24 protein-coding genes are annotated in these 24,237 nt (G+C 71.8%); 11 read left to right on the top strand and 13 right to left on the bottom strand.

All coding sequences use genetic code 11. The features are described from left to right. The 3 genes from J4573_RS06780 to J4573_RS06770 are packed head-to-tail and all read left to right on the top strand — an operon-like array spanning position 1 to position 4,524. A complete protein-coding gene (locus J4573_RS06780; RefSeq protein ID WP_208254365.1) occupies positions 1-2,076 on the top strand; it encodes a hydantoinase/oxoprolinase family protein in 2,076 nt (691 codons plus the stop codon). A gap of 55 nt (positions 2,077-2,131) precedes the next feature. Then, positions 2,132-3,679: a hydantoinase B/oxoprolinase family protein gene (locus J4573_RS06775; protein ID WP_243772505.1), complete on the top strand. Its 1,548-nt coding sequence runs from the start codon at positions 2,132-2,134 to the stop codon at positions 3,677-3,679. After that, entirely contained in the window at positions 3,676-4,524 is an 849-nt protein-coding gene (locus tag J4573_RS06770; RefSeq protein WP_208254363.1) for a TIGR03619 family F420-dependent LLM class oxidoreductase, read from the top strand. Before J4573_RS06775 ends, J4573_RS06770 begins: the two co-directional genes overlap by 4 nt. Positions 4,525-4,537: 13 nt before the next feature. On the opposite strand, the gene J4573_RS06765 is transcribed toward J4573_RS06770, so the two are convergent. Next, positions 4,538-5,056, bottom strand: a complete 519-nt coding sequence (locus J4573_RS06765; RefSeq protein ID WP_208254362.1) for a hypothetical protein — start codon at positions 5,054-5,056, stop codon at positions 4,538-4,540. A gap of 27 nt (positions 5,057-5,083) precedes the next feature. Between J4573_RS06765 and J4573_RS06760 the strand changes: the two genes are divergently transcribed. The 3 genes from J4573_RS06760 to J4573_RS06750 all read left to right on the top strand — a co-directional run bounded on the left by J4573_RS06760 (position 5,084) and on the right by J4573_RS06750 (position 8,456). Then, complete coding sequence (locus J4573_RS06760; protein ID WP_208254361.1) at positions 5,084-5,803, top strand: response regulator transcription factor; 720 nt, start codon at positions 5,084-5,086, stop codon at positions 5,801-5,803. Beyond that, entirely contained in the window at positions 5,800-7,149 is a 1,350-nt protein-coding gene (locus tag J4573_RS06755) for a sensor histidine kinase (RefSeq protein WP_208254360.1), read from the top strand. Before J4573_RS06760 ends, J4573_RS06755 begins: the two co-directional genes overlap by 4 nt. A gap of 116 nt (positions 7,150-7,265) precedes the next feature. Beyond that, entirely contained in the window at positions 7,266-8,456 is a 1,191-nt protein-coding gene (locus J4573_RS06750; RefSeq protein ID WP_208254359.1) for a chitinase, read from the top strand. Here the strand turns inward: J4573_RS06750 and J4573_RS06745 are convergent. Genes J4573_RS06745 through J4573_RS06735 form a run of 3 tightly spaced genes read right to left on the bottom strand, consistent with a single transcriptional unit; the run spans position 8,453 to position 10,512 of the window. Next, a complete protein-coding gene (locus J4573_RS06745) occupies positions 8,453-9,325 on the bottom strand; it encodes an LLM class flavin-dependent oxidoreductase (RefSeq protein ID WP_208254358.1) in 873 nt (290 codons plus the stop codon). The two genes, J4573_RS06750 and J4573_RS06745, sit on opposite strands and share 4 nt — an antisense overlap. A gap of 24 nt (positions 9,326-9,349) precedes the next feature. Next, positions 9,350-9,865, bottom strand: a complete 516-nt coding sequence (locus tag J4573_RS06740) for a nitroreductase family protein (RefSeq protein ID WP_208254357.1) — start codon at positions 9,863-9,865, stop codon at positions 9,350-9,352. Between the two features lie 5 nt (positions 9,866-9,870). Next, positions 9,871-10,512 (bottom strand): MerR family transcriptional regulator, encoded by a 642-nt coding sequence (locus J4573_RS06735; RefSeq protein WP_208254356.1) that lies wholly within the window; start codon positions 10,510-10,512, stop codon positions 9,871-9,873. Positions 10,513-10,616: 104 nt separating this feature from the next. Here J4573_RS06735 and J4573_RS06730 point away from each other — a divergent pair, with 104 nt between their 5' ends. Beyond that, positions 10,617-11,255 carry a monooxygenase family protein gene (locus J4573_RS06730; RefSeq protein ID WP_208254355.1) on the top strand — a complete coding sequence of 213 codons (639 nt, stop codon included), beginning with the start codon at positions 10,617-10,619 and terminating at the stop codon, positions 11,253-11,255. Positions 11,256-11,373: 118 nt separating this feature from the next. Continuing rightward, positions 11,374-11,793: a methylglyoxal synthase gene (locus J4573_RS06725; protein WP_208254354.1), complete on the top strand. Its 420-nt coding sequence runs from the start codon at positions 11,374-11,376 to the stop codon at positions 11,791-11,793. A 262-nt stretch (positions 11,794-12,055) separates the two neighbouring features. Here J4573_RS06725 and J4573_RS06720 read toward each other — a convergent pair whose 3' ends face one another. Next, a complete protein-coding gene (locus J4573_RS06720) occupies positions 12,056-12,625 on the bottom strand; it encodes a TetR/AcrR family transcriptional regulator (protein ID WP_208254353.1) in 570 nt (189 codons plus the stop codon). Positions 12,626-12,710: 85 nt separating this feature from the next. On the opposite strand from J4573_RS06720, the gene J4573_RS06715 reads away from it, so the two are divergent. After that, positions 12,711-14,114: an amidase gene (locus J4573_RS06715; protein ID WP_307796521.1), complete on the top strand. Its 1,404-nt coding sequence runs from the start codon at positions 12,711-12,713 to the stop codon at positions 14,112-14,114. Positions 14,115-14,136: 22 nt separating this feature from the next. Here the strand turns inward: J4573_RS06715 and J4573_RS06710 are convergent, their stop codons facing one another. From J4573_RS06710 to nfi, 7 genes are all read right to left on the bottom strand, one after another. Continuing rightward, complete coding sequence (locus J4573_RS06710; RefSeq protein ID WP_208254351.1) at positions 14,137-14,898, bottom strand: glucose 1-dehydrogenase; 762 nt, start codon at positions 14,896-14,898, stop codon at positions 14,137-14,139. Next, positions 14,885-16,990 (bottom strand): acetate--CoA ligase family protein, encoded by a 2,106-nt coding sequence (locus J4573_RS06705; protein ID WP_208254350.1) that lies wholly within the window; start codon positions 16,988-16,990, stop codon positions 14,885-14,887. The genes J4573_RS06710 and J4573_RS06705 overlap by 14 nt, the downstream gene beginning before the upstream one ends. Positions 16,991-17,002: 12 nt before the next feature. Beyond that, positions 17,003-18,577, bottom strand: a complete 1,575-nt coding sequence (locus J4573_RS06700) for a class I adenylate-forming enzyme family protein (RefSeq protein WP_208254349.1) — start codon at positions 18,575-18,577, stop codon at positions 17,003-17,005. A gap of 49 nt (positions 18,578-18,626) precedes the next feature. Beyond that, positions 18,627-18,971, bottom strand: a complete 345-nt coding sequence (locus tag J4573_RS06695) for a VOC family protein (protein ID WP_208254348.1) — start codon at positions 18,969-18,971, stop codon at positions 18,627-18,629. Beyond that, complete coding sequence (locus J4573_RS06690; RefSeq protein WP_208254347.1) at positions 18,968-19,351, bottom strand: Zn-ribbon domain-containing OB-fold protein; 384 nt, start codon at positions 19,349-19,351, stop codon at positions 18,968-18,970. Before J4573_RS06690 ends, J4573_RS06695 begins: the two co-directional genes overlap by 4 nt. A 75-nt stretch (positions 19,352-19,426) precedes the next feature. Beyond that, positions 19,427-20,842, bottom strand: coding sequence for a hypothetical protein (locus J4573_RS06685; RefSeq protein WP_208254346.1), 1,416 nt, complete (start codon positions 20,840-20,842; stop codon positions 19,427-19,429). Between the two features lie 85 nt (positions 20,843-20,927). Then, positions 20,928-21,605 (bottom strand): deoxyribonuclease V, encoded by a 678-nt coding sequence (gene nfi / locus J4573_RS06680; protein WP_208254345.1) that lies wholly within the window; start codon positions 21,603-21,605, stop codon positions 20,928-20,930. 74 nt (positions 21,606-21,679) lie between these two features. Here nfi and J4573_RS06675 point away from each other — a divergent pair, with 74 nt between their 5' ends. Continuing rightward, a complete protein-coding gene (locus J4573_RS06675) occupies positions 21,680-22,303 on the top strand; it encodes an isochorismatase family protein (protein ID WP_208254344.1) in 624 nt (207 codons plus the stop codon). After that, positions 22,300-23,040 (top strand): SDR family NAD(P)-dependent oxidoreductase, encoded by a 741-nt coding sequence (locus J4573_RS06670; protein WP_208254343.1) that lies wholly within the window; start codon positions 22,300-22,302, stop codon positions 23,038-23,040. The genes J4573_RS06675 and J4573_RS06670 overlap by 4 nt, the downstream gene beginning before the upstream one ends. Positions 23,041-23,063: 23 nt before the next feature. Here J4573_RS06670 and J4573_RS06665 read toward each other — a convergent pair whose 3' ends face one another. Further along, complete coding sequence (locus J4573_RS06665; RefSeq protein ID WP_208254342.1) at positions 23,064-24,236, bottom strand: serine hydrolase domain-containing protein; 1,173 nt, start codon at positions 24,234-24,236, stop codon at positions 23,064-23,066. Position 24,237 lies beyond the last annotated feature (1 nt).

The raw sequence follows: 24,237 nt of genomic DNA, 5'->3' as shown, positions 1-24,237 counted from the left end.
ATGGGTCACACCCTCGCCAGCGACGTCGGCGGCACGTTCACCGACGTCGTCCTCACCGGGCCGGACGGACGGGTCGAGGTCGCCAAGACCCTGACCACGCCCGGCGACCCGACCGAGGGGCTGCTGCGCGGCGTCGAGCAGGTGCTGGCGGGCGCGGGGGTTCCGCCGGGCGAGGTGGACCGGTTCGTGCACGCCACCACGCTCGCCACCAACGTGATCCTGGAGCGGACCGGCGTCCCGGTCGCGTTCGTCACGACCGAGGGATTCGGGTCGATGCTCGAACTCGGGCGGCAGGCGCGGGTGGAGGAGGAACGGTACGACCTCGCCTACGTTCAGCCCGACCCGCCCGTTCCGCTGACGCACACCTTCGCGGCGCCCGAGCGCATCGGCGCGGGCGGCGAGGTGCTGCGCGCGCTGGACGAGGAGGCGGCCGAACGGATCGCCGGCGAGATCGCCGCGCTCGGGGTCTCGGCCGTCGCGATCTGCCTGCTGCACTCCTACATGAACCCGGTGCACGAGAACCGCCTCGCGGAGATCGTCGCGGCGCGGCTGCCGGAGGGCACGCCGGTCGTGGTGTCCTCGGCGGTCTGGCCCGAACTGGGGGAGTACGAGCGCGCCACGACCACGCTGATGTCGGCCTACGTCGGCCCGGTCATGGCGTCCTACCTGAGCCGGCTCGGCGAACGGCTCCGCGACCTCGGGATCGACGCACCCGTGCACGTCATGGAGTCGGCGGGCGGCGTGCTGCCCGCCGCTCTCGCCGCGTCCCGGGCCGTCTACACGATCGAGTCCGGGCCCGCGGCCGGTGTGATCGCGGCGGCCCGGCAGGGCGCGGAACGCGGGCTGGCCGATCTCATCTCGTTCGACATGGGCGGGACGACCGCCAAGGCCGGGCTGGTGCGCGGCGGCAGGCCGGGGATCACGCACGAGTTCCAGGTCGGCGGCAAGGGCAGCTTCGGCGGGCGGCGGCCGGGCACCGGCGTGCCCATCAAGGTGCCCGCGATCGACCTCGCCGAGGTGGGTTCGGGTGGTGGTTCGATCGCATGGGTGGACGGCGGAACGTTGCGCGTCGGGCCCCGTTCGGCGGGCGCCGACCCCGGCCCGGCCTGCTACGGACGCGGCGGAACGCACCCGACCGTCACCGACGCCAACCTCGTCCTCGGCTACCTCGATCCCGGCGGCTTCGGCGAGTTCACGCTGTCGGCCGAGCTGGCGCGCGAAGCGATCCGCGAGCACGTCGCCGACCCGCTGGGCGTGGGAGTGATCGAGGCGGCGGCGGCCGTCCACGACATCGCGAACGCGCAGATGGGCGCGGCCGTGCACGTGGTGACGGTGCGGCGCGGCATCGACCCGCGCGGCTTCACGCTGGTCGCCCTCGGCGGAGCCGCCCCGACGCACGTGGTCCGGCTGGCTGAACAGTTCGGGATCGCGCGTGTGCTCGTACCGCCTCAGGCCGGCGTCGGCTCGGCGGTCGGGCTGCTGCACGCCGACCTGGCGATCGAACGGGCCCGGACCTTCCTCGCGCCCGTCTCAACACTCACGTCCTGCTCGGCCAGCCGCGAGTCGCTGGGCGAGCTGGCCGACATCTTCGCCGAGCTGGAACGCGCCGCGCGGGCCGACCTCGGCGGCGCGGGCGAAGCGCTGCGGTCGGTCGGGGCGCGGTTCGTCGGGCAGGCGCACGCGTTCACCATCGAGCTGCCCGCGGGCCAGATCACGCCCGAGATCATCCAGCGCGCCGCCGACGAGTTCTACAAGCGCTACCACGAGTCGTACGGCATCGACCTGCGCGATCCCGTCGAGCTGACGACCGCGCGGGTCCGGGTCGTTCTCCCGTCAGGAGCGGACCAGCTGCCTCGCGGCGACCGGGCGGAACGGGGCCCGGCGGGTGTGCGGCCGATCTGGCTGGACGGGGAGTTCCGCGAGGTGGGCGTCCTGGAGCGGGACGGGTGCGGGCCCGGCGATGAGCTGGCCGGGCCGCTCGTCGTCACCGAGCCGCAGTGCTCGCTGCTGATCCCGCCCGGCTGGCACGGCACCGTCGACGAGCGCGGCGCGATCCTCCTGGAGAAAAATGAGTGAGCGGAGCGAGCGTCCCGGGGGGTGTGGGGGGTCGTCCCCCCACAAGCGACACGGCATGAGCGATGACCTGACGGCCGAGATCCTGCGCAACGCGCTGTGCGTGGCGGCGGAGGAGGCCAGCATCGTGGTCGTGCGGTCGGCCTACTCCACGTTCATCGTGGAGGGCGCGGACGCGGCGGCGGCCATCCTCGACGTGCGGGGGCGGCTGATCGCGCACTCGCTGTCCACCGCGCTGATCCAGTGCGCCAGCCTGCGCAGCGCGCTGCCGTACGTCCTGAAGGCCTATCCCGCCGAGACGATGCGCGACGGCGACGTCTTCGTGCTGAACGACGTCTACCAGGGCGGGATCCACGCCAACGACCTGCTGGTCTTCCGGCCCGTGTTCGTGGAGGGAGCGCCCGCCTATTTCACAGGGACGCTGATCCACGTGGCGGACCTGTCCGGGCTGTCGGCGGGTGGGATGGCCTCCGACGCGACCGACATCTTCCTCGAAGGGCTCCAGCTCCCGCCGATCCGGATCGCGACGGCCGACGGACTGGCCGACGACATTGTGCGCGTGCTGGCGGCCAACAGCCGTACGCCCGACAAGCTCGTCGGCGACGTCCGCGCGCTGGTCGCCGGGGTGAACGTCGCGGCGCGGCGGCTGAGCGAGATCGTCGAGTCGCACACCCCGGCCGGGCTCGCGCGGGGCATCGAGGACTACCTCGGCCACACCGAGCGCCGCATGCGCGAGGGCCTGGCCGCGCTGCCGCCCGGCACGCACCGCGGCGTGTACACGCTGGACGACGGGAACACCGTCCGCGTCGCGGTCACCGCCGACGGCGAGGGCGGCGTGCTGGTCGACTTCGAGGGCACCGACGAGCAGGTCCCGCTGCCGATCAACTCGGGCTTCTCGCAGACGCACGGCGGCGTGATGTACGCGATGCGCTGCTTCGTCGACCCGAGCCTGCCGATGAACGAGGGCTGCTTCGCGCCGGTGGACGTCCGGATGCCCAGGGGAACGCTCGTGCACTGCACGCCGCCCTACCCGGGCGGAGGCCGTTTCGGCACGGTCGCGGCGGCCGAGGAGGCCATCTTCGCGGCGTTCAGCGGGGTGGCGGCCTCGGGCATCTTGCAGGCGTTCAGCATCAGCGGGGTGCGGCGGCCGTGGCTGCACATGTCGTTCGACCTCGGCGGTACGGGCGCCCGCGAGGACCACGACGGCGCGGACGCGACCGGCGCGCTGTTCGGCGGCGGGCGCAACATCATCCCGCAGGTCGAGCCGATCGAGGCGCGGCTGCCGGTCCGGGTCGAGGAGGTCTCGCTGATCCCCGGCTCGGGCGGCGAGGGCCGGCACCGTGGCGGGCGCGGCACCCGGACCGTGATCCGGATGCTGGAGGAGGCCCGCGTGGACACCCGCGGCGACCGGCTGATGAGGCCGCCGCCGGGCTCGGCCGGCGGCGCGCCGGGGCGCGCGGGCGGCTACTACCGGGAACGCACGGACGGCACGCGCGAGCCACTCGGGACCAAGGCCACGCGTCAGCCGCTGGCCGAGGGGGAGGCTCTGGTCGTGGAGACCTCCGGGGGCGGCGGATATGGCGGGGTTGTGGAGGAGGCGGAGTGAAGTTCGGAGTGCCGCTCGGGCTGGTGCACCCGGCGATCTGGCGTGATCTGACGGTCGCGGCCGACAGGCTCGGATTCGAGTCGGTGTGGCTGCCCGAGCACCTGGTGTTCGCGACCGACCTGTCCACGGCGACCTATCCGGGGACCGGCGAGCCCGGGATCAGACCCGCGACGCCGCTCTTCGACGCGCCCGCGTACCTGTGCTCGCTGGCCGCCGTCACCGATCGGGTGCGGCTCGGAACGGCCGTGTACCTGTACGGGCTGCGCCATCCGTTCGTGGCGGCGCGGGCCTTCGCGACCCTCGACCAGATCTCGGGCGGCCGGGCCGTCGTCGGGGTCGGCGCCGGATGGTACGAGGGGGAGTGGCTCGCCGCCGGGGTCGACTTCGCCACGCGCGGACGCCGCCTCGACGAGGCGATCGAGGTCTCGCGGCGGCTGTGGAGCGAGCCCGCCGTGGAGCATCACGGCGAGTTCTTCGACTTCCCCGAGGTCGCGTTCGAGCCCAAGCCGGTCCAGGCCCGCCTGCCGATCATCGCCGGAGGCGAGTCCGGGGCCGCGCTGCGCCGGGCCGCGACCCTGTGCGACGGCTGGATCAGCATGCCGCAGACCCTGGCCGGCGCCCGTTCGCAGATCGAGCGGCTGCACGAGCTCCGCAAGGCCGCGGGCCGCGAGGGCGAGCCGTTCGAGATCACCGTGCACGCCTACGAGCTGGAGGGGCCCGGCGAGATCGCCGAGTGGGAGGCGATGGGGGTCGACCGGCTGATCGTGCGGCCCTGGCGCCGGACCCGCGAGGCCCTCGACAAGCTCGCCGAGTTCGCCGCGCAGTACGGCCTGATCGGGTCCTAGCACTCGTAGACCCTCAGTACTCGTAGACCTTCACGATCGGGTCGTGCTCGTACCAGGAGGCGATCACCGACGAGGTGTGGTCGGAGCCGAGAAAGTCCACGCGAAGCCAGCCGTCGGCCGGTGTGACCCTTGTCTCATAGCCCTGGTTGGGGGTCGCCGAGACGAGCTTGACCTTGTCGCCGTCCAGGGCCATCGCGGCGCGGCCGCCCCGCGAGCCGTAACTGCGGACGTTGCCGGTGCCGGCCCCGTCGTCCTCGTGCGCTCCGGCGGGCCTGGTGGCCGGGCCCGGCGCCGGGCTCGGACCGTGCTTGCCGTCCTGGTCGGGGCTGGGCCGGGCGGTCGGCGTCCCCACGCTCGCCGGGCCGGGCTGCGTCGAGGGGCTCCCGTGGATCACCGGGCCCGCGATCGGCGGCGGCGAGCCCCGATCCGACACCGCGTCGCGCACGACCTCCCGTACGCCGAGCCACGACAGGGTTACGGCCAGTGCCGTTACCCCCGCCCATGGCACGACATAGGACATTGTGCGACGCATTCGCACATGGTGGCATACGGTGCGGGCATGGCGAGTGTTCTGGTGGTCGAGGACGACGCGAACGTCCGTACCGCCCTGATCAGGGAACTCAGCGCGCGTGCGCACGTGGTACGCAGCGTCGGGACCGCGATGGACGCGCTGCGCGAGGTGACGCAGGCGCCCCCGGACGTGGTGATCCTGGACCTCGGGCTGCCCGACCTGGACGGCGCCGAGGTCCTCAAGATGCTGCGCGGCGTCTCGGACGTACCGGTGATCATCGCGACCGCGCGCGACGACGAGCCGGAGATCGTCCGGCTGCTGAACGCGGGCGCCGACGACTACTTGATCAAGCCGTTCTCCGCCGAGCACCTGGTGGCCCGGCTGTCGGCGGTGCTGCGCCGCGCCGGGCGGACCGGGCCCACCGCCGAGCTGCGCGTCGGCGGGCTGCTGATCGACCTGGACCGGCGCGAGGTCACCCTGGAGGGCCAGTCGCTGGAGCTGACCCGCCGCGAGTTCGACCTGCTGGCCTACCTGGCCGCCCGGCCCGGCCGGGTGGTGGCCCGGCGCGAGCTGCTCGCCGAGGTCTGGCGGCAGGCCTACGGCGACGATCAGACCATCGACGTCCACCTGTCCTGGCTGCGCCGCAAGCTCGGGGAGACCGCGGCCAAGCCCCGCTACCTGCACACCGTGCGCGGCGTGGGGGTCCGGCTCGCCGAACCCGCGTCCGACGCCTCCGGCGGCGCTTCCGGCGGTGCCGACTCGCCATGAGACGCACGCTTGTCCTGGTGTCCCTCGCGGTCACCTCGATGGTCGCGCTGGCGTTCCTCATCCCGCTCGCCCTGACCGTACGGGAGATCGCCCGCGACCGGGCCCTCACGACCGCCGAGCGGCAGGCCAGCGCCCTCGGCCCCGTCCTGGTGGTCACCCAGGAGCCGGGGCCGCTGGAGAAGGCCGTGGCCAGCACGCAGGCCGGCGCCGCCCAGCGGATGGCGGTGCACCTGGCGGGCGGTCAGGTCGTGCCTCAGACGGGCACCAAGGCCGCCAAGGCCCGCCCCGACCAGCTCGCCGAGGCCGGTCGGCGCGGCCGTTCCTACACGGCCCGGGTGTCGGGCGGTTACGCGCTCCTGCAACCCGTCTCCCTGGACGCGGGCCGTACCGCCGTCGTCGAGGTCTTCGTGCCCGACGGCGACCTGTCCCAGGGCGTGTGGAAGGCGTGGGTGGTCATGACCGCCGTGGCCGCAGCCCTCGTGGCCGGTTCAGTGGCCGTGGCCGACCGCCTGGGCGCCCGCGTCATCCGTTCCACCCGGCGCCTGGCCGCCGCCGCGGGCGCGTTCGGCGACGGCGACCTCAGCGTCCGGATCGAACCCGAGGGCCCGCCCGAGCTGGTCGAGGCCGGGCTGGCCTTCAACGCGATGGCCGACCACGTGGTCCAGCTCCTGGCCGCCGAACGTGAGATCGCCGCCGACCTCTCGCACCGTCTGCGCACGCCCCTCGCCGCCCTCCGGCTGAACGCCGAGGCCCTCGGCCAGAGCGCGGTCGCCGACCAGACCCGCGAGGCCGTCGACAAGCTCGACCGCGAGGTCGACCTGATCATCCGTACCGTCCGCCGCCCCACCGGCCGCGGCAGCTGCGACGCCGCCAAGGTCCTCAAGGAACGCATCTCGTTCTGGTCCGTCCTGGCCGAGGACGAGGGCCGTTCCTGCGAGCTGATCGGCGCCGGCCGTCCCGCGCCCCTCCCGCTGCCCGGCAGCGAGCTCGCCGCCGCCGTGGACGCCCTCCTGGGCAACGTCTTCCGGCACACCGCCGAGGGCACGAGCTTCGCCGTCACCCTCCACGTCGGCGAGGGCGTCACCGGCATCCTCGTCGCCGACGCGGGCCCCGGCATCGCCGACCCCGACGCCGCCCTGCAGCGCGGCCGCAGCACCGGCGGCTCCACGGGCCTCGGCCTCGACATCGCCCGCCGCGCGGCCGAGGCCACCGGCGGCTACGTGCGCATTCACCGCTCGGTCCTGGGCGGCGCCCAGATCCAGATGTGGTTCCGGACCAAGTACCTCCCGCCCACGCGCCGCTCCCGCCGCCTGGTCCGCCGCCGCCACTCCCGCTCCCGTTCCTGACCGGGTTAGCGCACAATAAGTGCGTCCTTAAAGGACGCTTAAGGGCCGTCCATGAGGGCTCGCAGGGTCTTAGCGTGATCTCGCTCCCGAGCAAGGATCATGGAGGACCACCCCGCATGAAGCAGACCCCTCAGCAGCCCGGACCCCGCCGCCCCCGCCGGGCGGGCAAGCCGTTCTTCGTGGCGGCCGGCCTGACCGCCGCCGTCGGCGTGACGGCGGGCGCCGCGATCGCGTTCTCGGGCGGCGGCGACGCCACCGCCGCGAAGACCGCCTCGGCGGCGCAGGGCGTGGCCGCTCCCGACCGGGTCGCCGCGAACGGTCCGGCCGCCCAGATCGGCCAGGCCGCCGCCAAGCCGCAGGCCAAGAAGGCGAAGAAGACCAAGAAGACGAAGAAGGCCGTCAAGGCCGCCGCCACCGGCGCCTTCTCGCCGTATGTGGACGGGAGCCTGTACCCGGCGTACGACCTGGTCGACACGGCCAGCAAGACGGGCGTGAAGCAGTTCAACCTGGCGTTCGTCACCTCGGGCGGCGGCTGCACGCCCAAGTGGGGCGGTGTCACCGACCTCGGCGGGAACACGACCGCCAACCAGACCGACGCGCTGCGCAAGCTCGGCGGCGACGTGCGGGTGTCGTTCGGCGGCGCCTCGGGCAGCGAGCTCGGGCTGGCCTGCTCCGACGAGGCGTCGCTGGAGGCCGCGTACGGCAAGGTGATCGACCAGTTCAAGCTGACGAAGGTCGACTTCGACATCGAGGGGAGCGCGCTGCCCGACGTGGCCGCCAACACCCGGCGTGCCAAGGCCATCGCGGCGCTGCAGAAGAAGCACTCCGGGCTGGACGTGTCGTTCACCCTGCCGGTGCTGCCCTCGGGGCTCACGCCGGACGGGGTCAACCTGGTCAAGAACGCCAAGGACAACGGCGTCGCCGTCAACGCCGTCAACGTGATGGCGATGGACTACGGCGACTCCGCCGCGCCGAACCCGAACGGGAAGATGGGGCAGTACGCCATCGACGCGGCGACCGCCACGCAGGGGCAGATCAAGGGCGCGCTCGGCCTCAGCGACGCCGAGGCCTGGAAGCGGGTCGCGGTGACGCCGATGATCGGCGTGAACGACGTCAACACCGAGACGTTCACCGTGGCCGACGCGTCGAAGGTCGCCGCGTTCGCCAAGAGCAAGGGCCTGGCCTGGACGGCGATGTGGTCGGCGACCCGCGACAAGGCCTGCCCCGGCGGCCCGAAGAACCAGGCCGACCCCACGTGCAGCAGCATCGACCAGCAGCCGTTCGCCTTCATGAAGGCGTTCAACTAGACCGCGGCCCGCAACGCGGGGAGGACCTCCGTGGCCAGGAGCTCTGCCTGGCCGCGGGGGTCCGGTCCGGACGGGATGAAGTTCATCGAGGTGAAGCCCAGCTCGGTGAAGCCGAGCAGCCGCTCGGCGATCTCTCCGGTAGATCCCGCGACCACGTTCACGTCCGGCGCCTGATGGTCGCCGACCCGTACGGCCACGTTGTAGGCGCAGGTGATGTCGCCCGGGTCGCGGCCCGCGCGTTCGGCGGCGGCGAGGATCCGGTCGCGCATCGGCGGGATCATGTCGGGCGGCGCGAAGCCGAGCGACGGGATCCACCCGTCGGCCAGGCGCCCGGTCGCGTCCAGCGCGCGCGGCCCGTACGTGCCGAGCCAGATCGGGATGTGGTCCTTCGGCTTGGGCTCCAGGTCGGCGTCCTCGGTCTTGTAGAGCCGCCCGGCGTAAGAGAACGCGGGCTTGGTCCACAGGCCGCGCGCGATCTCGATCGCCTCGGCCATCCCGTCGACCTTGTCGCGCGCGGACGGAACGCCCAGCCCGAACGCGCGGAACTCCTCGTCGGCATAACCGCCGCCGAGCCCCAGAATCAACCGCCCGCCCGACAGCCGGTCCAGCGTCTCGGCCATCTTGGCCACCATCGCCGGCGGCCGGTACGGCACGCCCAGCACCCGCGTCGCCAGCCGGATCCGCGACGTCGCCGCGGCCACCCACGTGAGCATCGTCCACGTCTCGTGCGTCGGCACCGAGCCGCACGGATGGTCGGAGGCGGACACGAAGTCGAACCCCAGCCGTTCGGCCGCCTGCGCGTCCTGGACGGGATCGGCCCCGGGCGCCGCGGACGTCGAGATGCCGAGCCCGAAGAGTGACTCACTCATGAAGCCATGGAATCACGAGGCTCCTCAACGATCGATCACCAGTTCGTCCAGTGCCAGGCGCCCCGTAGGAATGGCCGACCTTCCCAGAGGAGCGGGTGCCGGATGCCCGACCGACAGCCCGGTCCGGATCCGCCACGGCGCTCCGACACCGACGAGGTGCCCGGCGCGCTCGACGTTGTCCGCGGGGAAGAACGACGCGGGGCAACTGCCGAGCCCGAACGCGTGCGCGGCGAGCATGATGGTCTGCGCCGCCCGGCCCGCGTCGAACTCCGCGTCGTCCCGGCTGTCCTGCGCGTTCACCGCCAGCAGCACGGCGAGCGGCGCCTGCGCCAGATGGCCCGCGTACGCGCCCAGGCGGCTCAGGCCGGTCAGCAGCGCGCGGTCGCGGACCACGACGAACCGCCACGGCTGCCGGTTGCGCGCCGACCCGGTCCACCGCGCCGCTTCCAGGATCGCGTGCAGCGCCTCGTCGGCGACCGGCTCGCCGGTGAACCACCGCGTGGCCCGCAACGCCCCGAGCGCCTTCAGTACGGGGTCCATGGGGATCATTCTCCGTCGTGGAGGCGTCTGGCGGTGTCCTCGTGGGCGAGGCGGCGCAGCGCGAGCAGGACCGGCTCGGCGAGCAGGGTGTAGACGATGACGCCTTCCATGGCCTTGTCCAGGTCGGTGAGGGGATGGATGGCGCCGCCGTATTCGGCGGCGGCCAGTTGCCGTACGAGTTCGGCGTATTGGCGGAGCAGGTCGGCGTCGCCGTAGCCGAGCGAGCGCAGGGCCAGGACCGCCTTGGTCAGGGAGTCCAGGGAGGGGCTGCTGTCGTCGAAGCGCCACGTGAGGCCGTGGAGCATCTCGGCGAGCTGGGCGCGGGTCTGGTCCCACTCGCGCCGGGCCACCTCGTCCTCGGGAGGCTGGATGTGGGGTGGCAGCAGGTACTGGGCGGCGCCGATGCGTTCGGTCCGGCCGAACGCGGGGTCTTCGGCGACCGCGAGGACGTCCCGCGCCTGGGTGAGGCTCAGTCCGCCGACCGTGAGCATCGCGCGGATGAGCCGCAGCCTGCGCAGGTGCTGCTCGTCGTACTCGCTGAGCCGGGCCGACTTGCGTTCGCCCGGAGGCAGCAGCCCTTCGCGCAGGTAGAACTTGATGCTGTGCACGCTGACGCCCGATCGCTCGCTCAGCTCGGACAACCGCATGGCGATGCCTTCCGGATCGGGGCCGGTCCAGGCATGGACAGCGGCACTATCCTTCTTTTAGCGTGACCTCAAGGATAGAGCCACTATCCATGAGGGAGACCCCCATGCGTCTGCGACCCCCCAAGCTCCACTGGACACGGCCCAGCGCCGCCTTCGACCCCCGGCGTGGTGACCGGCCCGAGCTCGGCCGGTTCCTGGCCCGCAGCGACGAGCCCGTCGCGGTCCTGCTCATCGGTGCCCGCGTCAACTCCTGGCGTAAGCTCCGGCAGTGGGTGCCCACGGTGGCCGGGATGCTGCCGATGCTGCGGGAGCTGTCCGCCGACCCCGACAGCGGCCTGCTGGGCTACCGAGTCATCTACGGCCCGCCGCGCGACTTCATGGTGATCCAGTACTGGCGCCGGGCGGGCGACATCCGCAATTTCTCGCACGATCCTGAGCGCACGCATTACCCGCGCCAGGAAGCCTTCGTTGAGCGGTTCATCGTCTCCAGCGGTGCGGTCGGCATCTGGCACGAGATGCTCTCCGTACGCCCCGGCGCCTACCAGGCCCTGTACGGCGACACACCCCGGCAGGGCCTCGGCGCCGTCATGGGCGTCGATCCCGCCACCCGGAACGAGTCCGGCCGCGGCTACCACGAGGGCGAGGACCCGGACCTGGTGGAGGCGCGGGCGCGGGTCGCCGAAGGCGAAGACGCGACCGGCCTCCTCGAAGAGATGCGGGAGCGTCGCAAGACCGGTGCTTAAGCCCTGGAGCCTTCTTCCTGGACCGAAAGTCCAGAAAGAAAAGGCAGGCTTGTACGCGAGTCCGATCTCCTGCCCGCGGCTTCTAGATTGAGCCGCGAGAAGCCGGAGGAGACCGCCCATGGAACTCGCACTCGTCGCCCACGACAGCAAGAAGGCCGCCCTGATCGAGTGGGCGTCCCGCAATCGCGACCGCCTCGACGGGCACACCATCTTCGCCACCGCGACCACCGGCGGCCTCCTGGAGACCGAGCTCGGCCTGACGGTCTCCAAGACGCTGAGCGGCCCGATGGGCGGCGACCAGCAGATCGGCGCCAAGATCGCCGAAGGCGTCATCGACGCCGTCATCTTCTTCTGGGACCCGATGGAGACCCAGCCGCACGACACCGACGTCAAGGCGCTGCTCCGGATAGCCGTCGCCTGGGACGTGCCCATGGCCTGTTCCGAGTCCACCGCGCAAATGGTCATCGAGTCATCACGGCTCGTGGACAAGGACTACACCCGGACGACCCCCGCCCACCCAAGAACCAGGACCGCCTGACTCATTTCGGTGGGTGAAAGTGTGCGGGGCGTCCGGTTCTGGTTAGGGGCTCCTGAGGCTCTCCTTAAGCGAGCCTTAGGGGCGTTCTCGGGGCGGGTGTTGCGCCGTAGCGTCTCTGGTGTCAGAACGAGATACGGCGGAGGTGCACAGGCGGAGAGCGCACAGTGAACGTCGGCGAGGTTCCGACAGAGCTTCCTGATTGAGACATTGAAACCGGTTCGTACGGCCCGTAATCCCCGCTCGGGGGCCGTGCGGACCGGTTTCAGTCGTTCTCGGCGAGTGCGCCGTGCAGGAGGAGGCGGAACGCGTCGGCGGTGCCGGTGGCGGCGGTGTCGCCGGTCGCCAGGCGGCGTACGGCCAGGCCGTAGAGCATCGCGACGATGGCGGGGGCGTGGCGTTCGGCGTCGGGGACCTTCAGGGCGGTGAGAACGGCGGTCGCCAGGCGGTCGTAGGCCTCGACCGAGCGGACCGAGGCGTCGCGGACGCCGGGGTCGCGGGCCGAATGCAGGTGCAACTCGAGGTTGGCGATCTGCTCGGGGCCGTAGGCGAAGTCGATGATGGCCTTCTCGACCTCGTCGGCGGCGAGCGCGGGGTCCAGGCCCTCGTCGCGCAGGCGGCTCACGCGGGTCGTGATGCGGGCGATCTCGGCGTCCACGAACGTCCGCAGGCTCTCGCGGAGCAGGTCGGTCTGGCTCGGGAAGTGGTAGGTGAGGGAGCCGAGGGAGACGCCGGCGGCCTTTGCGACGGCGCGGTTGGTCACGGCGCCGATACCCTCCTCGCCGATCAGGCGCAGGGTCGCCTCGAGAATTCGGTCACGCGCGGCTTCGCTCATCGGGACCCAGTCTTCCGCATCCGTGGATCGTTGGTTATCGTTCGTTCGAACGAACGATACCTGGAATGTGGTGGTTTGGGTGGGTGTGGAGGGGTTGACCGGCCAGGCGGAGGCGCTGGCCAAGGGCGAGGCCGCGTCGGTGGACCTGGTGCAGCGGTCGCTGGACAGGATCGAGGCGGGCAAGGAGCTCGGCGCGTTCCGGGTGGTACGGGCCGAGGCGGCGCTCGCCGAGGCGCGGGAGGCGGACAGGCGGCTCAAGGACGGCGAGCGGCTGCCGTTGCTCGGTGTGCCGGTCGCGATCAAGGACGACACCGATCTGGCGGGGGAGACCACGCCCTTCGCGGTGATCGGGGACCACAAGCCGGTGAGCCAGGACGCCGAGCTGGTGCGGCGGCTCCGGGCGGCGGGCGCGGTCATCGTGGGCAAGACGACGACCTGCGAGATCGGGCTGTGGCCGTTCAGCGAGTCGCCCGGCTTCGGGCGCGCGAGGAACCCCTGGAACCCTGACTACACACCGGGTGGGTCGTCGGGGGGATCGGCCGCGGCGGTGGCTGCGGGCATGGTTCCTGCGGCCGTGGGGTCCGACGGGGCCGGGTCCATCCGGATTCCGGCCGCCTGGACGGGGCTCGTCGGGATCAAGCCGCAGCGGGGGCGGGTCTCGGGCTTTCCGCACACCGATCCGTTCAACGGGATCACCGTGTGGGGACCGCTGGCACGGAGTGTTGAGGACGCTGCGCTGCTATTGGACGTGCTCACGGGCAGCCACCCGGAGGACGTCTACCAGCTCGACCCGCCGCGGGCACCTTTCGTGGAGTCGGCGCGCAAGGAGCCGGGACGGCTGCGGATCGCGATCTCGTTCCGTACGGCCTTCGGGGTGAGCGGCAAGCTCGACCCGGAGATCCGGCTGGCCGTGCAGCGGCTCGCGCGGCGGCTCACCGACCTGGGGCACAAGGTCTTCCCGGCCGACCCCGACTACGGGCTCGTGGCGCTCGGGCTCGTCCCGCGCGGGACCTCGGGCGTGGCCGACTGGCTGGACTCGATGCCGAACCCGGTGCCCGAGCCGCGCACCGAGGTCGAGGCGAAGCTCGGGCGCCTGGTCGGCAAGCGGCTGCTCCCGCTGGCCAAGCGGATGGACCCGTACCTGCACAAGAAGGTCGGCCGCATCTTCCAGTACGCCGACGTCGTGCTCACGCCGACGACCGCGCAGCTCCCGCTGAAGGTGGGCGCGTTCGACGGCGCCGGCTACCAGCGGACGCAGTCGGGCGTCGCGGCGGCGTGCCCGTACGCGTGGACGTGGAACGTGCTGGGCTGGCCCGGCGTGAACGTGCCCGCCGGGCTCAGCTCGTCCGGCCTGCCGATCGGCGCGCAGCTCCTCGGCCACGACTCCGACGAGGCGACGCTCATCTCGCTCGCCGCCCAGCTGGAGCGGGCCGAGGGCTGGACCTACCGCAGGCCGGAGTCGGTGGCCGGAGCCCCCGTAAGCCAGTAACCCGCGGGTCAGTAACCCGCGGTCAGTAACCCGCGCCGGTGAGCATGCCGCCGTCGACGAGGACCTCGCTTCCGCTGCAGTACGAGGAGTCATCGGAAGCGAGGTAGACGACCAGGCCCGACACCTCCTTGGTCTTGCCGAGCCGCCCCAGCGGGAGCGCCTTCATGAACAGGTCGGCGTTGGCGGCGGTCGCCTCGATGACGTCGTCCTGCATGGACATCGAGGTGAGAACGCCGCCCGGGTGGATCGAGTTGACCCGGATGCCGTACGCGCCGAGCTCGCGCGCGGCGGCCTTGGTCAGCCCTCGTACGCCGAACTTGCTGGCGCTGTAGGCGGCCAGGCCCGAGGCGCCGATGAAGCCCTCGGTGGACGACACGTTGACGATCGAGCCGCCGCCCGCCGCCTTCATCGCCTCGGTCACGCTCTTCACGCCGAGCCATTGGCCGACGAGGTTGACCTCGAGGACGAGCTTGAACTCCTCGAGCTCCATGTCCTCGATCTTCTTGTGCCGCATGATCCCGGCGTTGTTGACCAGGACGTGCAGCGCGTCGTAGGTCTCGACGGCGGTGTCCACGGCGGTACGCCAGTCGTCGGGGCTCGTCACGTCCATGTGGACGAACCGGACCGCGTCCCCGAGGTCGGCGGCCAGCTTGGCGCCCTCCTCGTCCAGGACGTCGCCGAAGACGACCTTGGCGCCCTCCTCCACGAAGCGCCGCACATGGGACTTGCCCATGCCGCGCGCACCGCCCGTGATCAGGGCGACCTTGCCGTCAAGCTTTCCCATGCGCACTCCTCGCAGCGAATGTCTTGCCCGCGGCGAGCGCGACCGCCGCGGCCTCCATGTTCCGGTAGACCGGTACTCCGGCCGCCCGCGCGACCTCCCGTACGGCGTCCTCCACCCCGGGCGGAGCGCACTCGGCGTTCCGCGTGACCATGGTGATCCGTACGTCCGGGAACTCCTGTTGCAGCGCGCCGACGCCGCGGGCGTACGCCACGAGCGGATCGGCGCTGGTGCCGAAGGTGAAGAAGCTCTGGATGTTGACGTGCGCGATGACGTCGGCGTAAGGCCGGTGCGCCAGGATCGCGGTCACGGCATGCCGTACGAGGTCGGGGTTGCCGCGCGGGCCCACCGGGATCTCCAGCGGGTTGGCGAGCGAGGTGCCCGCGCCGAGCCCCATCTCCCTCAGCGCCGTTCTGGCGTCGTCGGGGAGCGCCGCCAGTTCCAGGCCGGCCGCGTCGAAGACGTCGGCCGCCAGCACGCTCGCGCCGCCGCTCGGCCCGATGACCAGGACGTCCTTGGTCCCCGGGCTCTTGCGGGCGGCGTGCAGGTCGAAGAAGTCCAGCGTGCCGATCAGGTCGTCCTGGCCGGCCACGATCGCCATGCCGGTCTGCGCGCCGAGCGCCGACCAGACGCGGGTGTCGCTGACCATGCCACCGGTGTGCGAGGCGGCGGCCCGCTGGCCCTGGCCGCTGCGCCCGCCGACCAGCGCCACCACGGGCTTGCGCACGTGCTGGAGCGTCTCGAAGAGCCCGCGCCCGTCGCGCGGGTCCTCCAGGTAGAGGCCGATCGTGCTGGTCTCGCCGTCGGCTGCCAGGTAGCGCAGCAGCTCGGCCGGGGTGACGTCGGCGCTGTTGCCGACCGTGGCGACCTTGGAGAACGCCAGGCCGCGCCGTTCGCCGACCTTGATGACCTCGCCCGCCAGGCCGCCGCTCTGCGAGACGACCGCGATGCGGCCGGGCGTGCCGGGCTCGCCGCCGATGAACGTCTGCTTACCGGCCGGGGAGTAGACGCCCATGCAGTTGGGGCCGAGCAGCCGTACCCCGGCCTCCTGGGCGGCGGCGATCAGCTCGTCCTCCAGCTCCGGGTTCCCCATCTCGCGGAACCCACCGCTCATCACCTGCACGAACGGGATCCCGGCGGCCTGCCGTACGACGTCCGCGCACTGCTTGGCGGGGACCGCCACCAGCGCGTAGTCCACGTCCGCCTCGGCCAGCGACGGCACGCACGGCACCCCGTCGATCTCCTCGGCGGACGGATGGACGGCCAGCAGCGTCCCCTCGAAGCCCATGGCCTTGTAGAAGGTCAGGAACATGTTCCCGAAGTTGGGCTTCTTGGTGGAAGCCCCGACCACCGCGACCCCCCGCGGCGCGAACAACCGCCCGAAGTCGCCGACCTGCTCGGCCGCGGCGGGAGTGGGCGCGGGCAGCTCTTCAAGGGAGTCGGGGCCGATCAGGCGAGCGTCGACGGCGGTGGCGCCGTCCTGAGTGGCGATGACGGGGTTGAGCTCGAACTCCTCGAAACCGTCGCCGAGAGTGTCGATGATGCCGCCCGTTCCGCCGACGGCCAGGAGGAGCTTGACCAGCGCCTCCTTGTCGATGGCGGGCTGACCCCGGAAACCGTCGAGAAGGGCGCGGCCGCGCAGCTCGTTCAGCATCGCGCGGGCGTCGGCCTCGGTGATCGGCGCCAGGCGCAGCGCCGTGTCGTGCAGCACCTCGGTCCAGACGCCGCCGAGGCCGACCAGCACCACCGGGCCGAACGCGGGGTCGCGGACCGCGCCGACGATGACCTCGACGCCGGGGGAGGCCTGCTCCTCGACCAGGAAACCGTCGGGGGCGATGTCCTGCCCGGCCAGGGAGGCGAGCATCTCGGCGGCGGCCGCCGCGGCGGTGCCCGCGGAGTTCAGATTCAGGCGCACGGCCCCGGCGTCGCTCTTGTGGAGCAGCCGGGGACCGTACGCCTTGACCACCAGCGGCGGGGCCAGCCCGCCGGCGGCCGCTTCGAGACCCTCGGGGGTTGAGGCGGTCGCGCCGCGCGGCACGCTCACCCCGAACCCCGAGACCCAGGCCTTGACGATGTGTTCAGGAAGGTGGCTCATCAACGTCCTCGGTCAGCCGACCTGGTCGGCGTACTGGTCGCGGATGCCGCGGCGCAGCAGCTTGCCGGGGCCGCCCGACGCGTCCTGCGTGTGCGGCAGCTCGGGCGCGATCACGACGGCGTCGGGCGCCTGGTGGCCGGGCAGCAGCGCGGCGACGGCCGCCTTCACCGCCTCGGGGTCCAGGTCGGTGCCCGAACGGGCCACGACGGCGAGAAGGATCTTCTGCTCGACCGCGTCCTGGCCCTCGGGGTGCGCCGGGACGCCGACCACGCCGGCCTCCGCGACCCCGTCCACCTTGATCGCGGCGCCCTCGATCTCGACCGGCTGGGACCACTGGCCGCCCTTGAGGATCGCGTCCTCGCGCCGCCCGAGCACGTACAGGAACCCGTTGGCGTCCATCCGGCCCAGGTCGCCGCCGATGTACCAGCCGTCGCGCAGCACGTCGGCGGTCTTGTCGGGCTGCTTGTCGTAGCCGACCATCACGTTCGGGCCGTTCAGGTTGATCTCGCCGACCTCGTCGAGCACGCGCGCGCCGTTCGGGTCGGTGACGCGGACCGCGCAGGACATGCGCGCCCGGCCGACCGAGGAGATGTCCTGGCTGCCGTCGTCCTGGCGCCCGAAGCAGGTGTACGGCGCCTCGGTCTGCCCGTAGTAGCAATAGATCCCGGCGCCGGGGATGCGCTCCAGGATGCGCTCGCGCAGCGCGGGCAGCAGCGGCTCGCCGCCCAGCACGATGCCCTTCAGCGACGACAGGTCGACGCCGGAGTGCTCGTCCGAGCCGAGGAGGGCCGAGAAGAAGCTCGGGATCAGGCTGACGTGCGTGACCTTCTCGCGCGGCACGACCTTGAGGAAGTTGGACGGGCCCCAGTCCTGCTCCAGGACCAGCTTCATGCCCGCGTAGAACGCCGGGCCGACCAGCGCCGGGAAGCCGATGCCCCAGATGATCGCGCCGGTGCCCATCACCGAGTCCTGGTCGCGGTCCACGTCCAGCCAGATCTGCGCGCTGGCGAGCGAGCTGAAGTGGGTGTGCATGACGGCCTTGGGCAGGCCTGTCGTGCCGGAGGTGTAGAAGAGCGCGAGCAGGTCGTTGCCGAACCCGCCGAGCGGCGGCTCGTCCTCGCTCGCGTTCTCGGCGAGGGCGTCCACGTCGACCGCGTCCGTGCCGGGGCCGCCGACGCGCAGCCACAGCTTGACGTTCGGCAGCTTCGGCCGGATCTCGTTGACCAGGCCCTCCACCGTCGCGTCGTAGACGAACGCGGTGCACTCGGAATGCTCGACGACCTGCTGCAGCGTGTCGGCGGGCCAGTACGGGTTGAGCGCCGCGACGGTCGAGCCGATCTTCATCTGGGCGAGGTAGACCTCGGCCACATGGAGCGTCTCGTTCATCAGGGAGGCGACCCGGGTGCCGCGCCCGACGCCGGCGGCCAGGAGCGCGTGCGCGACCCGGTTGACCTTCCGGTTGAGCTGGTCATAGGTGAAGCTCTGGTCGCCGCAATAGGTCAGCGCCACCTTGTCGGGCGTGCGCAGCGCGTTCGCGGTGAGGATCGCGTAGGCGTAGTTGCTGAACGGAGAGTTCTCTCGCGCCACGGCTGGACTCCTTCAACTCCTGCAGGGGGTGGGGACGTGCGGCGGGGGGCTACTTGCGGCTCGCGTAGATGACGAACGGGTTGCCCGCGGGGTCGCGCAGGACGGCACGGGTCTCGTGGGGGCCCTCTTCGGGGCCGCGCACCAGCTCGGCGCCGGCGGCGGTCAGCGAGGTCGCCAGCGCGGCGACGTCGTCGACCTTGAACGACACCGCGGGCTCGCCGCCGGTGACGTCCTCCTCCGGCCCGGCGATGGCGAACGTGACGCCGCCGCCGTCCAGCGCCGCGAACCGGTCGCCGTCCTGGAACTTCACGGCCAGGCCGAGCGCGTCGCGGTAGAACCGGACCGCCTCGTCCACGTTCTTGGCGCCGTACAGGACGTTGCCGATCCGGGTCATGTGGGCCTCCAATGGGGGATGTCCTCGTCGAAGCGCACCTCCACCGGCATCCCGATCCGCACGTCCTCGGGCGCGCAGCCGGTGATGTCGCCGAACACCCGGGCGCCCTCGGGGAGGTCGATCCAGGCGATCGTGTACGGGGGCTCGAAGCCGGGGAGGAACGAACGGTGCACGACGCTGAAGGCGTGCACCGTGCCGCGGCCGGCGACCGTCTCGTACGGCAGCTCGCCGCCGCCGCAGTACGGGCAGGCCGGCTCGGGGAAGTGCACGAACCGCCGGCACGCCGCGCACCGCTGCAGCGCCAGCTCACCCCGCCGGCAGGCCGTCCAGTACGGCTCGGTCAGCGGGGTCGGCACGGGTACGGGGCGCGGGCGGTCCATCGCCAGCCAACCTAGCGCACGCTTGGTTGGCTGAACAAGACACTCCTTCGCCGGTCACGGACGCGGCCTCGCCGGTCAGAAGAACGCGAGGACCGTCGCGATCAGTACCAGGCCGAAGTAGCCGGGCCAGTAGAGCAGCTTCGGCAGCAGGTTCCCGCCCCACGCCAGGAACCGGAACCGCGCCTTGGCGGTGATCATCATGGCGTTCAGCCCGACCATGAGGATCATGAAGTAGAGGGCGTAGGAGAAGTACTCCAGATACACCACGCCCCTGGCTCCGGTGGCGTCCCGGATGGCGTTCTGGTCAAAGACGATCACCAGCAGCATGCCGACCGCGAAGCTCATCACCTCGAACGTGGTGAAGCCGACGACCTCCCGCTGCTCCTCGTCCACGGTGATCAGGAAGAGCGCGGCGAAAACGATGAGGGCGATGAAGAGCCAGCGGATCAGCTGCCCGTACAGCGGCCCCTGCGGGTCGCGCTTCAGCCCGACGTTGAAGTAGAGCTCCGGGGTGCTGCTGCCGCTGATCCCGGCCGCCTTCTGGTAGCCGAAGTTCGAGGAGTACTGGTTGTTGACGTAGCTGTAGCCGGTGAAGTCGGGGTTCCACTCGCCGTAGACCAGCTGGCCGTCCATCGCCTGCAGGTTGTGGATCTTCCAGGGCGGATAGGCCGCGAAGTCGGGGGTGAGCACGACGTTGGTGTTGAAGTCGGTCGGCCACATCCGCAGCCACACGTTCTGCTTGTCGAGCGGGTAGGCCCCGTAGTCGAAGAGCTGGCGGATCTCGGCGTTGAAGTACCAGCCGGTCAGCGTCCCGTCGCTCTGCTTCTCCTCGTAGACCTTCGTGGTGTTGTAGGCGTCGCCGGCCTCGGGAAGCACCACCCCGGGCTGGATGGGGAGGCCCTTCGGAACGCGCTGCCAGACGTAGCCGGACACCGCCACGTCGCTGGTGCCCTTGAACTCTATGGACTGGATGAAGACACCGGTCGGAAGGCGCGTGTAACCCGCCCCGGCGTTCGGCAGGTCCTTGTGCAGGACCTGGTTCGCCTGGGCCGGCGAGGCGACCAGCTTGCCGAGCGCGGTCTCCTCGGATCCCTTGCCGTACACCATCACCCAGGACAGCACGATGCCCGCCAGGCACAGCACGGTCGCGAGCCCGCTCACCCAGCCGAACCGCGACCGGATGCGCTTGGCGTCCGGCTCGGCCAGCGGCTTGAGGATCTCCAGCGCGAGCAGGATCACGAAGACGATCGTCGAGAGCAGGAGGGTCCCGTAGCCCTGCGGGTCGTCCATGTTCAGGCCGAATCCGCCGTGTGACAGGTAGTCGTACACCGACCAGATCAGCCAGACGGTCGCCAGGCCCAGCAGGATCCGCACGCCGAGCGCGAACCGCCGCGACCAGCGCTCGGTCGGCTCCAGGCTCAGCGGGTCGTCGTCCCAGCCCTCGGGCGTCTGCCCGGCGAGCTTCGGGCGCCCGCCCTCGGTGTCACTCACTGTCCCCCCGAAATCCACCATTCCGTGATCTTTCCGTTACTCAGTGTAACGATCATGGAATGGCGGCGGGGGAACCGACCCGCCTTCAGGTGTGGCGCAGGGCCTGCCGGGACAGATGATCGGCCCGGCGGGTGGTCTCGGGCAGCCGGTAGCCGGGGCAGAGGCCCAGGGTGAGCCGGCACGCGGTATCAAGATCGATGCGGTGCCCGGCCGAGACGAACACCGGCTTCACGCCGTCCCGGGTCCGCAGCACCCGCCCGACGACCTCGCCCGCGTCGGTCAGCGGGCTCGCGTCGCCGCGATCCTCCCCGGGCGGGGCGTACGTGCCGACGAAACCGGTCTTGGCCACCCCGAACGTCGGTAGATCGGTGAGAACGCCCAGGTGGCAGGCCAGTCCGAACCGTCGCGGATGCGCCAGCCCGTAGCCGTCGCAGACCAGCACGTCGGGGGTCACCGTCAGCCCGCGCAGCGCCTCGATCAGCGTCGGCAGTTCCCGGAACGCGAACAGCCCCGGCACATAGGGAAACGTCGCCGTCCCCGCCACCACGGACTCCTCGACCGTGTCGAGCGTCGCCGCGTCCAGGACGACTGCCGCCGCCACGAGCCGGTCGCTCCCGTCGGCGTACGAGACGTCCAGTCCGGCGACCGTCCGCGGCGCCGCCGGACCCGGCCCGGCGAGATCCAGCAGGGGCCGGAGCCGGTCCTGGATCTTTTCGGCCTCCTCGGCTGTGGCAGGCCACTCGTGCAGGTCCCGTACCTCCATGAACCAGCACGCTATCGGTAGGGCGGGGCAGGGCGGACTACCCAAGCAAGTGCTAGGTCGATAGCCTGGGTCGCGTGGCGATCGATCTTGCAGAGCTGGCCGACCCCCGGCACACCGCGCTCCTGGTCATGGAGATGCAGCGCGGCGTGGTCGGGGATCTCGCCAAGTTCCCCGAGCTGGTGAAGGCCTGCGACGAGCGCGGGGTGGTGGCGAACGCGGCGCGGGCCGCGGCGGCGGCACGGGCGGCGGGCGTACGGGTCGTGCAGTGCACGGCCGCGTTCCGCGCCGACCGGGCGGGCAGCCACACCGACAACTGCCCGTTCATCAAGGGCCTGCTGAAGGACCCGAACCACATGCTGGAGGGCACCGGGGCGATCGAGGTCGTGCCGGAGCTGGCGGGCCCCGGCGACCTGGAGTCGCGGCGCTACCACGGGTTCTCCCCGTTCACCGGGACCGCGCTCGACCAGACGCTGCGCTCGCTCGGCGTCCGTACGGTCGTCGCGATGGGGCTGTCGCTCAACCTCGGCATCCCGGGCCTGTGCCTGGAGGCGGTCAACCTCGGCTACCGGGTGGTGGTGCTCACCGACGCCGTGGCGGGCATGCCCGCCGAGTACGGGGACGCCGTCATGGCCAACACCATCAGCCTGCTCGCCGCCCGGACCACCGGCGCCGAGCTCGCCGCCGCCTGGGAGGGATGAACGTGGACGGAATGAGCCTGTCGGGCCGTACGGCCGTCGTCACCGGGGGAGCCGGGGGCATCGGCCGGGCGATCTGCGCCGACCTGGCCGCGCTCGGCGCCCGGGTGATCGTCGCCGACATCGACCTCGTGGCGGCCGAGGAGGCCGCCAAGGAGGTCGGCGGCGTCGCGCTGCGGGTCGATCTCACCGATCCGGACGACATCGACCGCTTCATCGGCGCGGCCGGGGACGTCGACATCCTCGTGCACAACGCCGGGGTCAGCATCGTGGAGCCGTTCACCGAGAGCGACCCGGCGGCCTGGGACCTCATGTGGAAGATCAACCTGCGCGCCCCGATGCAGCTCACCAAGGGCCTGCTGCCCGGCATGGTGGAACGCGGGGGAGGCCGGCTGATCTTCATCTCCTCCGACGGCGCGCGGGCCGGGTCCGGCGGCGAGGGCGCGTACGCGGCCACCAAGGCGGGGCTGTTCGGGCTGGCCAAGACGCTGGCCCGCGAGGCCGCGCGCGGCGGCGTGACCAGCAACATCGTCTGCCCCGGCCCGACCGACACCCCGATGGTCCGGGCGGTCTCCGACCAGCACCCCGGGCTGCTCGACAAGCTCGCCAAGCAGATCCCGCTGCGCCGGATCGGCCGCCCGGACGACATCGCGGGCATCGTCGCGTTCCTGTGCACCGACCGCGCCGCCTACATCACCGGCCAGACACTGTCGGTCAGCGGCGGGATCACGATGCAATAGTGCGCGGCTCAGGAAAGCGGCGATCAGGCGAGGGCGGCGTAGGCGGCTTCGGTGAGGCGGTAGGCGCGGAGGTCGCCCGACAGCTGGTCGCCCATCATGTTCGGCAGGTAGGCGATGGTGAGCCCGGCGTGCGGGTCGCCGAGGCCGATCGAGCCGCCCGCGCCGGTGTGGCCGAACGCCGTCTCGCGGCCCGCCTTCGGGGTGAAGAACGTGGCCGAGGGGCGCATGTAGCCGAGCCCGAACGAGCTGTTCACCAGCATCGTGCGGTCCGGGCCGTCGACGCGGCGGCGCAGGGCGTCGGTGAGGGTGTCGGGGCGCACGATCCGGCCGTTGATCAGCCGGTTGTAGAACTCCGCGAGCGAACGGGCCGTGGCGATCATGCCCGCGGCGGGCCAGCCCGCGCGCAGGACCACGGGGTTGTTGTAGCCGCCCTTGCCGGGGTGCGGGTTGTTGAGGGCCCGGTTCAGCTGGCTGTTGGGGTCGACGTAGGCGTTGGCCAGGCGCTCCAGGACGTTGTCGTCGTCGACCGCGCGGGGCGCGTCCGCGCCGTTTTCGGGGGGCCGCTTGCCCGCGGTGAGCTTGGCGGCGCGGTCGATCACCTCGTCGGGGGAGCCGATCCACAGGTCCAGGTCGCCCGCGAACTCCTCGCGGACGAACTCGCCGACGGTCTTGCCGGAGTGGCGGCGGACGATCTCTCCCGCCAGCCAGCCGTAGGTCAGCGCGTGGTAGCCGTGCGCCTCACCCGGCGTCCACTCGGGCGTCTGTGCGGCCAGCTCGTTCGCGCGCGCCTCGGCGTCGGCGGCTTCCTCGGCCATCACCGGGCGGGCGAACGCGGGCAGGCCTGCCTGGTGCGACAGCAGGTGCTCGGCGGTCGCGCCCGACTTGCCGTTCACCCCGAACTCCGGCCACCAGTTGGTCACCGGGCCGGTCATCTCGTACGCGCCGCGCTCGGCCAGCAGCAGCGCGGCCGTCGCGGTCACCGCCTTGGTGCAGGAGAACGCGAAGCAGGGCGTGTCCACGAGCCACTCGCGGCCGCTGCGCCGGTCGGCGACGCCGCCCCACAGGTCGACGACCTTGCGGTCCCCGGCGTAGACCGCCAGAGAGGCCCCGAGTTCCCGGCCGTCGGCGAAGTTCTGCTCGAAGATCTCTCGTACGCCGGTGAACGCCGGGTCGCAGGTGCCCTGCACGACAATCATG

The organism is Actinomadura barringtoniae (genome assembly GCF_017573505.1).
GTDB lineage: Bacteria > Actinomycetota > Actinomycetes > Streptosporangiales > Streptosporangiaceae > Spirillospora > Spirillospora barringtoniae.
The sequence above is the reverse complement of the archived record's forward strand: the minus strand, read 5'-3'. Positions and strand labels throughout refer to the sequence as shown.

What these genes read in the sequence shown, in the direction of transcription:
- J4573_RS06780 (WP_208254365.1), top strand. Translation starts at nt 1, where the DNA reads ATGGGTCACACCCTCGCCAGCGACGTCGGCGGCACGTTCACCGACGTC.
- J4573_RS06775 (WP_243772505.1), top strand. Translation starts at nt 2,132, where the DNA reads ATGAGCGATGACCTGACGGCCGAGATCCTGCGCAACGCGCTGTGCGTG.
- J4573_RS06765 (WP_208254362.1), bottom strand. Translation starts at nt 5,056, where the DNA reads ATGCGTCGCACAATGTCCTATGTCGTGCCATGGGCGGGGGTAACGGCA.
- J4573_RS06760 (WP_208254361.1), top strand. Translation starts at nt 5,084, where the DNA reads ATGGCGAGTGTTCTGGTGGTCGAGGACGACGCGAACGTCCGTACCGCC.
- J4573_RS06755 (WP_208254360.1), top strand. Translation starts at nt 5,800, where the DNA reads ATGAGACGCACGCTTGTCCTGGTGTCCCTCGCGGTCACCTCGATGGTC.
- J4573_RS06750 (WP_208254359.1), top strand. Translation starts at nt 7,266, where the DNA reads ATGAAGCAGACCCCTCAGCAGCCCGGACCCCGCCGCCCCCGCCGGGCG.
- J4573_RS06745 (WP_208254358.1), bottom strand. Translation starts at nt 9,325, where the DNA reads ATGAGTGAGTCACTCTTCGGGCTCGGCATCTCGACGTCCGCGGCGCCC.
- J4573_RS06740 (WP_208254357.1), bottom strand. Translation starts at nt 9,865, where the DNA reads ATGGACCCCGTACTGAAGGCGCTCGGGGCGTTGCGGGCCACGCGGTGG.
- J4573_RS06735 (WP_208254356.1), bottom strand. Translation starts at nt 10,512, where the DNA reads ATGCGGTTGTCCGAGCTGAGCGAGCGATCGGGCGTCAGCGTGCACAGC.
- J4573_RS06730 (WP_208254355.1), top strand. Translation starts at nt 10,617, where the DNA reads ATGCGTCTGCGACCCCCCAAGCTCCACTGGACACGGCCCAGCGCCGCC.
- J4573_RS06725 (WP_208254354.1), top strand. Translation starts at nt 11,374, where the DNA reads ATGGAACTCGCACTCGTCGCCCACGACAGCAAGAAGGCCGCCCTGATC.
- J4573_RS06720 (WP_208254353.1), bottom strand. Translation starts at nt 12,625, where the DNA reads ATGAGCGAAGCCGCGCGTGACCGAATTCTCGAGGCGACCCTGCGCCTG.
- J4573_RS06710 (WP_208254351.1), bottom strand. Translation starts at nt 14,898, where the DNA reads ATGGGAAAGCTTGACGGCAAGGTCGCCCTGATCACGGGCGGTGCGCGC.
- J4573_RS06705 (WP_208254350.1), bottom strand. Translation starts at nt 16,990, where the DNA reads ATGAGCCACCTTCCTGAACACATCGTCAAGGCCTGGGTCTCGGGGTTC.
- J4573_RS06695 (WP_208254348.1), bottom strand. Translation starts at nt 18,971, where the DNA reads ATGACCCGGATCGGCAACGTCCTGTACGGCGCCAAGAACGTGGACGAG.
- J4573_RS06690 (WP_208254347.1), bottom strand. Translation starts at nt 19,351, where the DNA reads ATGGACCGCCCGCGCCCCGTACCCGTGCCGACCCCGCTGACCGAGCCG.
- nfi (WP_208254345.1), bottom strand. Translation starts at nt 21,605, where the DNA reads ATGGAGGTACGGGACCTGCACGAGTGGCCTGCCACAGCCGAGGAGGCC.
- J4573_RS06670 (WP_208254343.1), top strand. Translation starts at nt 22,300, where the DNA reads ATGAACGTGGACGGAATGAGCCTGTCGGGCCGTACGGCCGTCGTCACC.
- J4573_RS06665 (WP_208254342.1), bottom strand. Translation starts at nt 24,236, where the DNA reads ATGATTGTCGTGCAGGGCACCTGCGACCCGGCGTTCACCGGCGTACGA.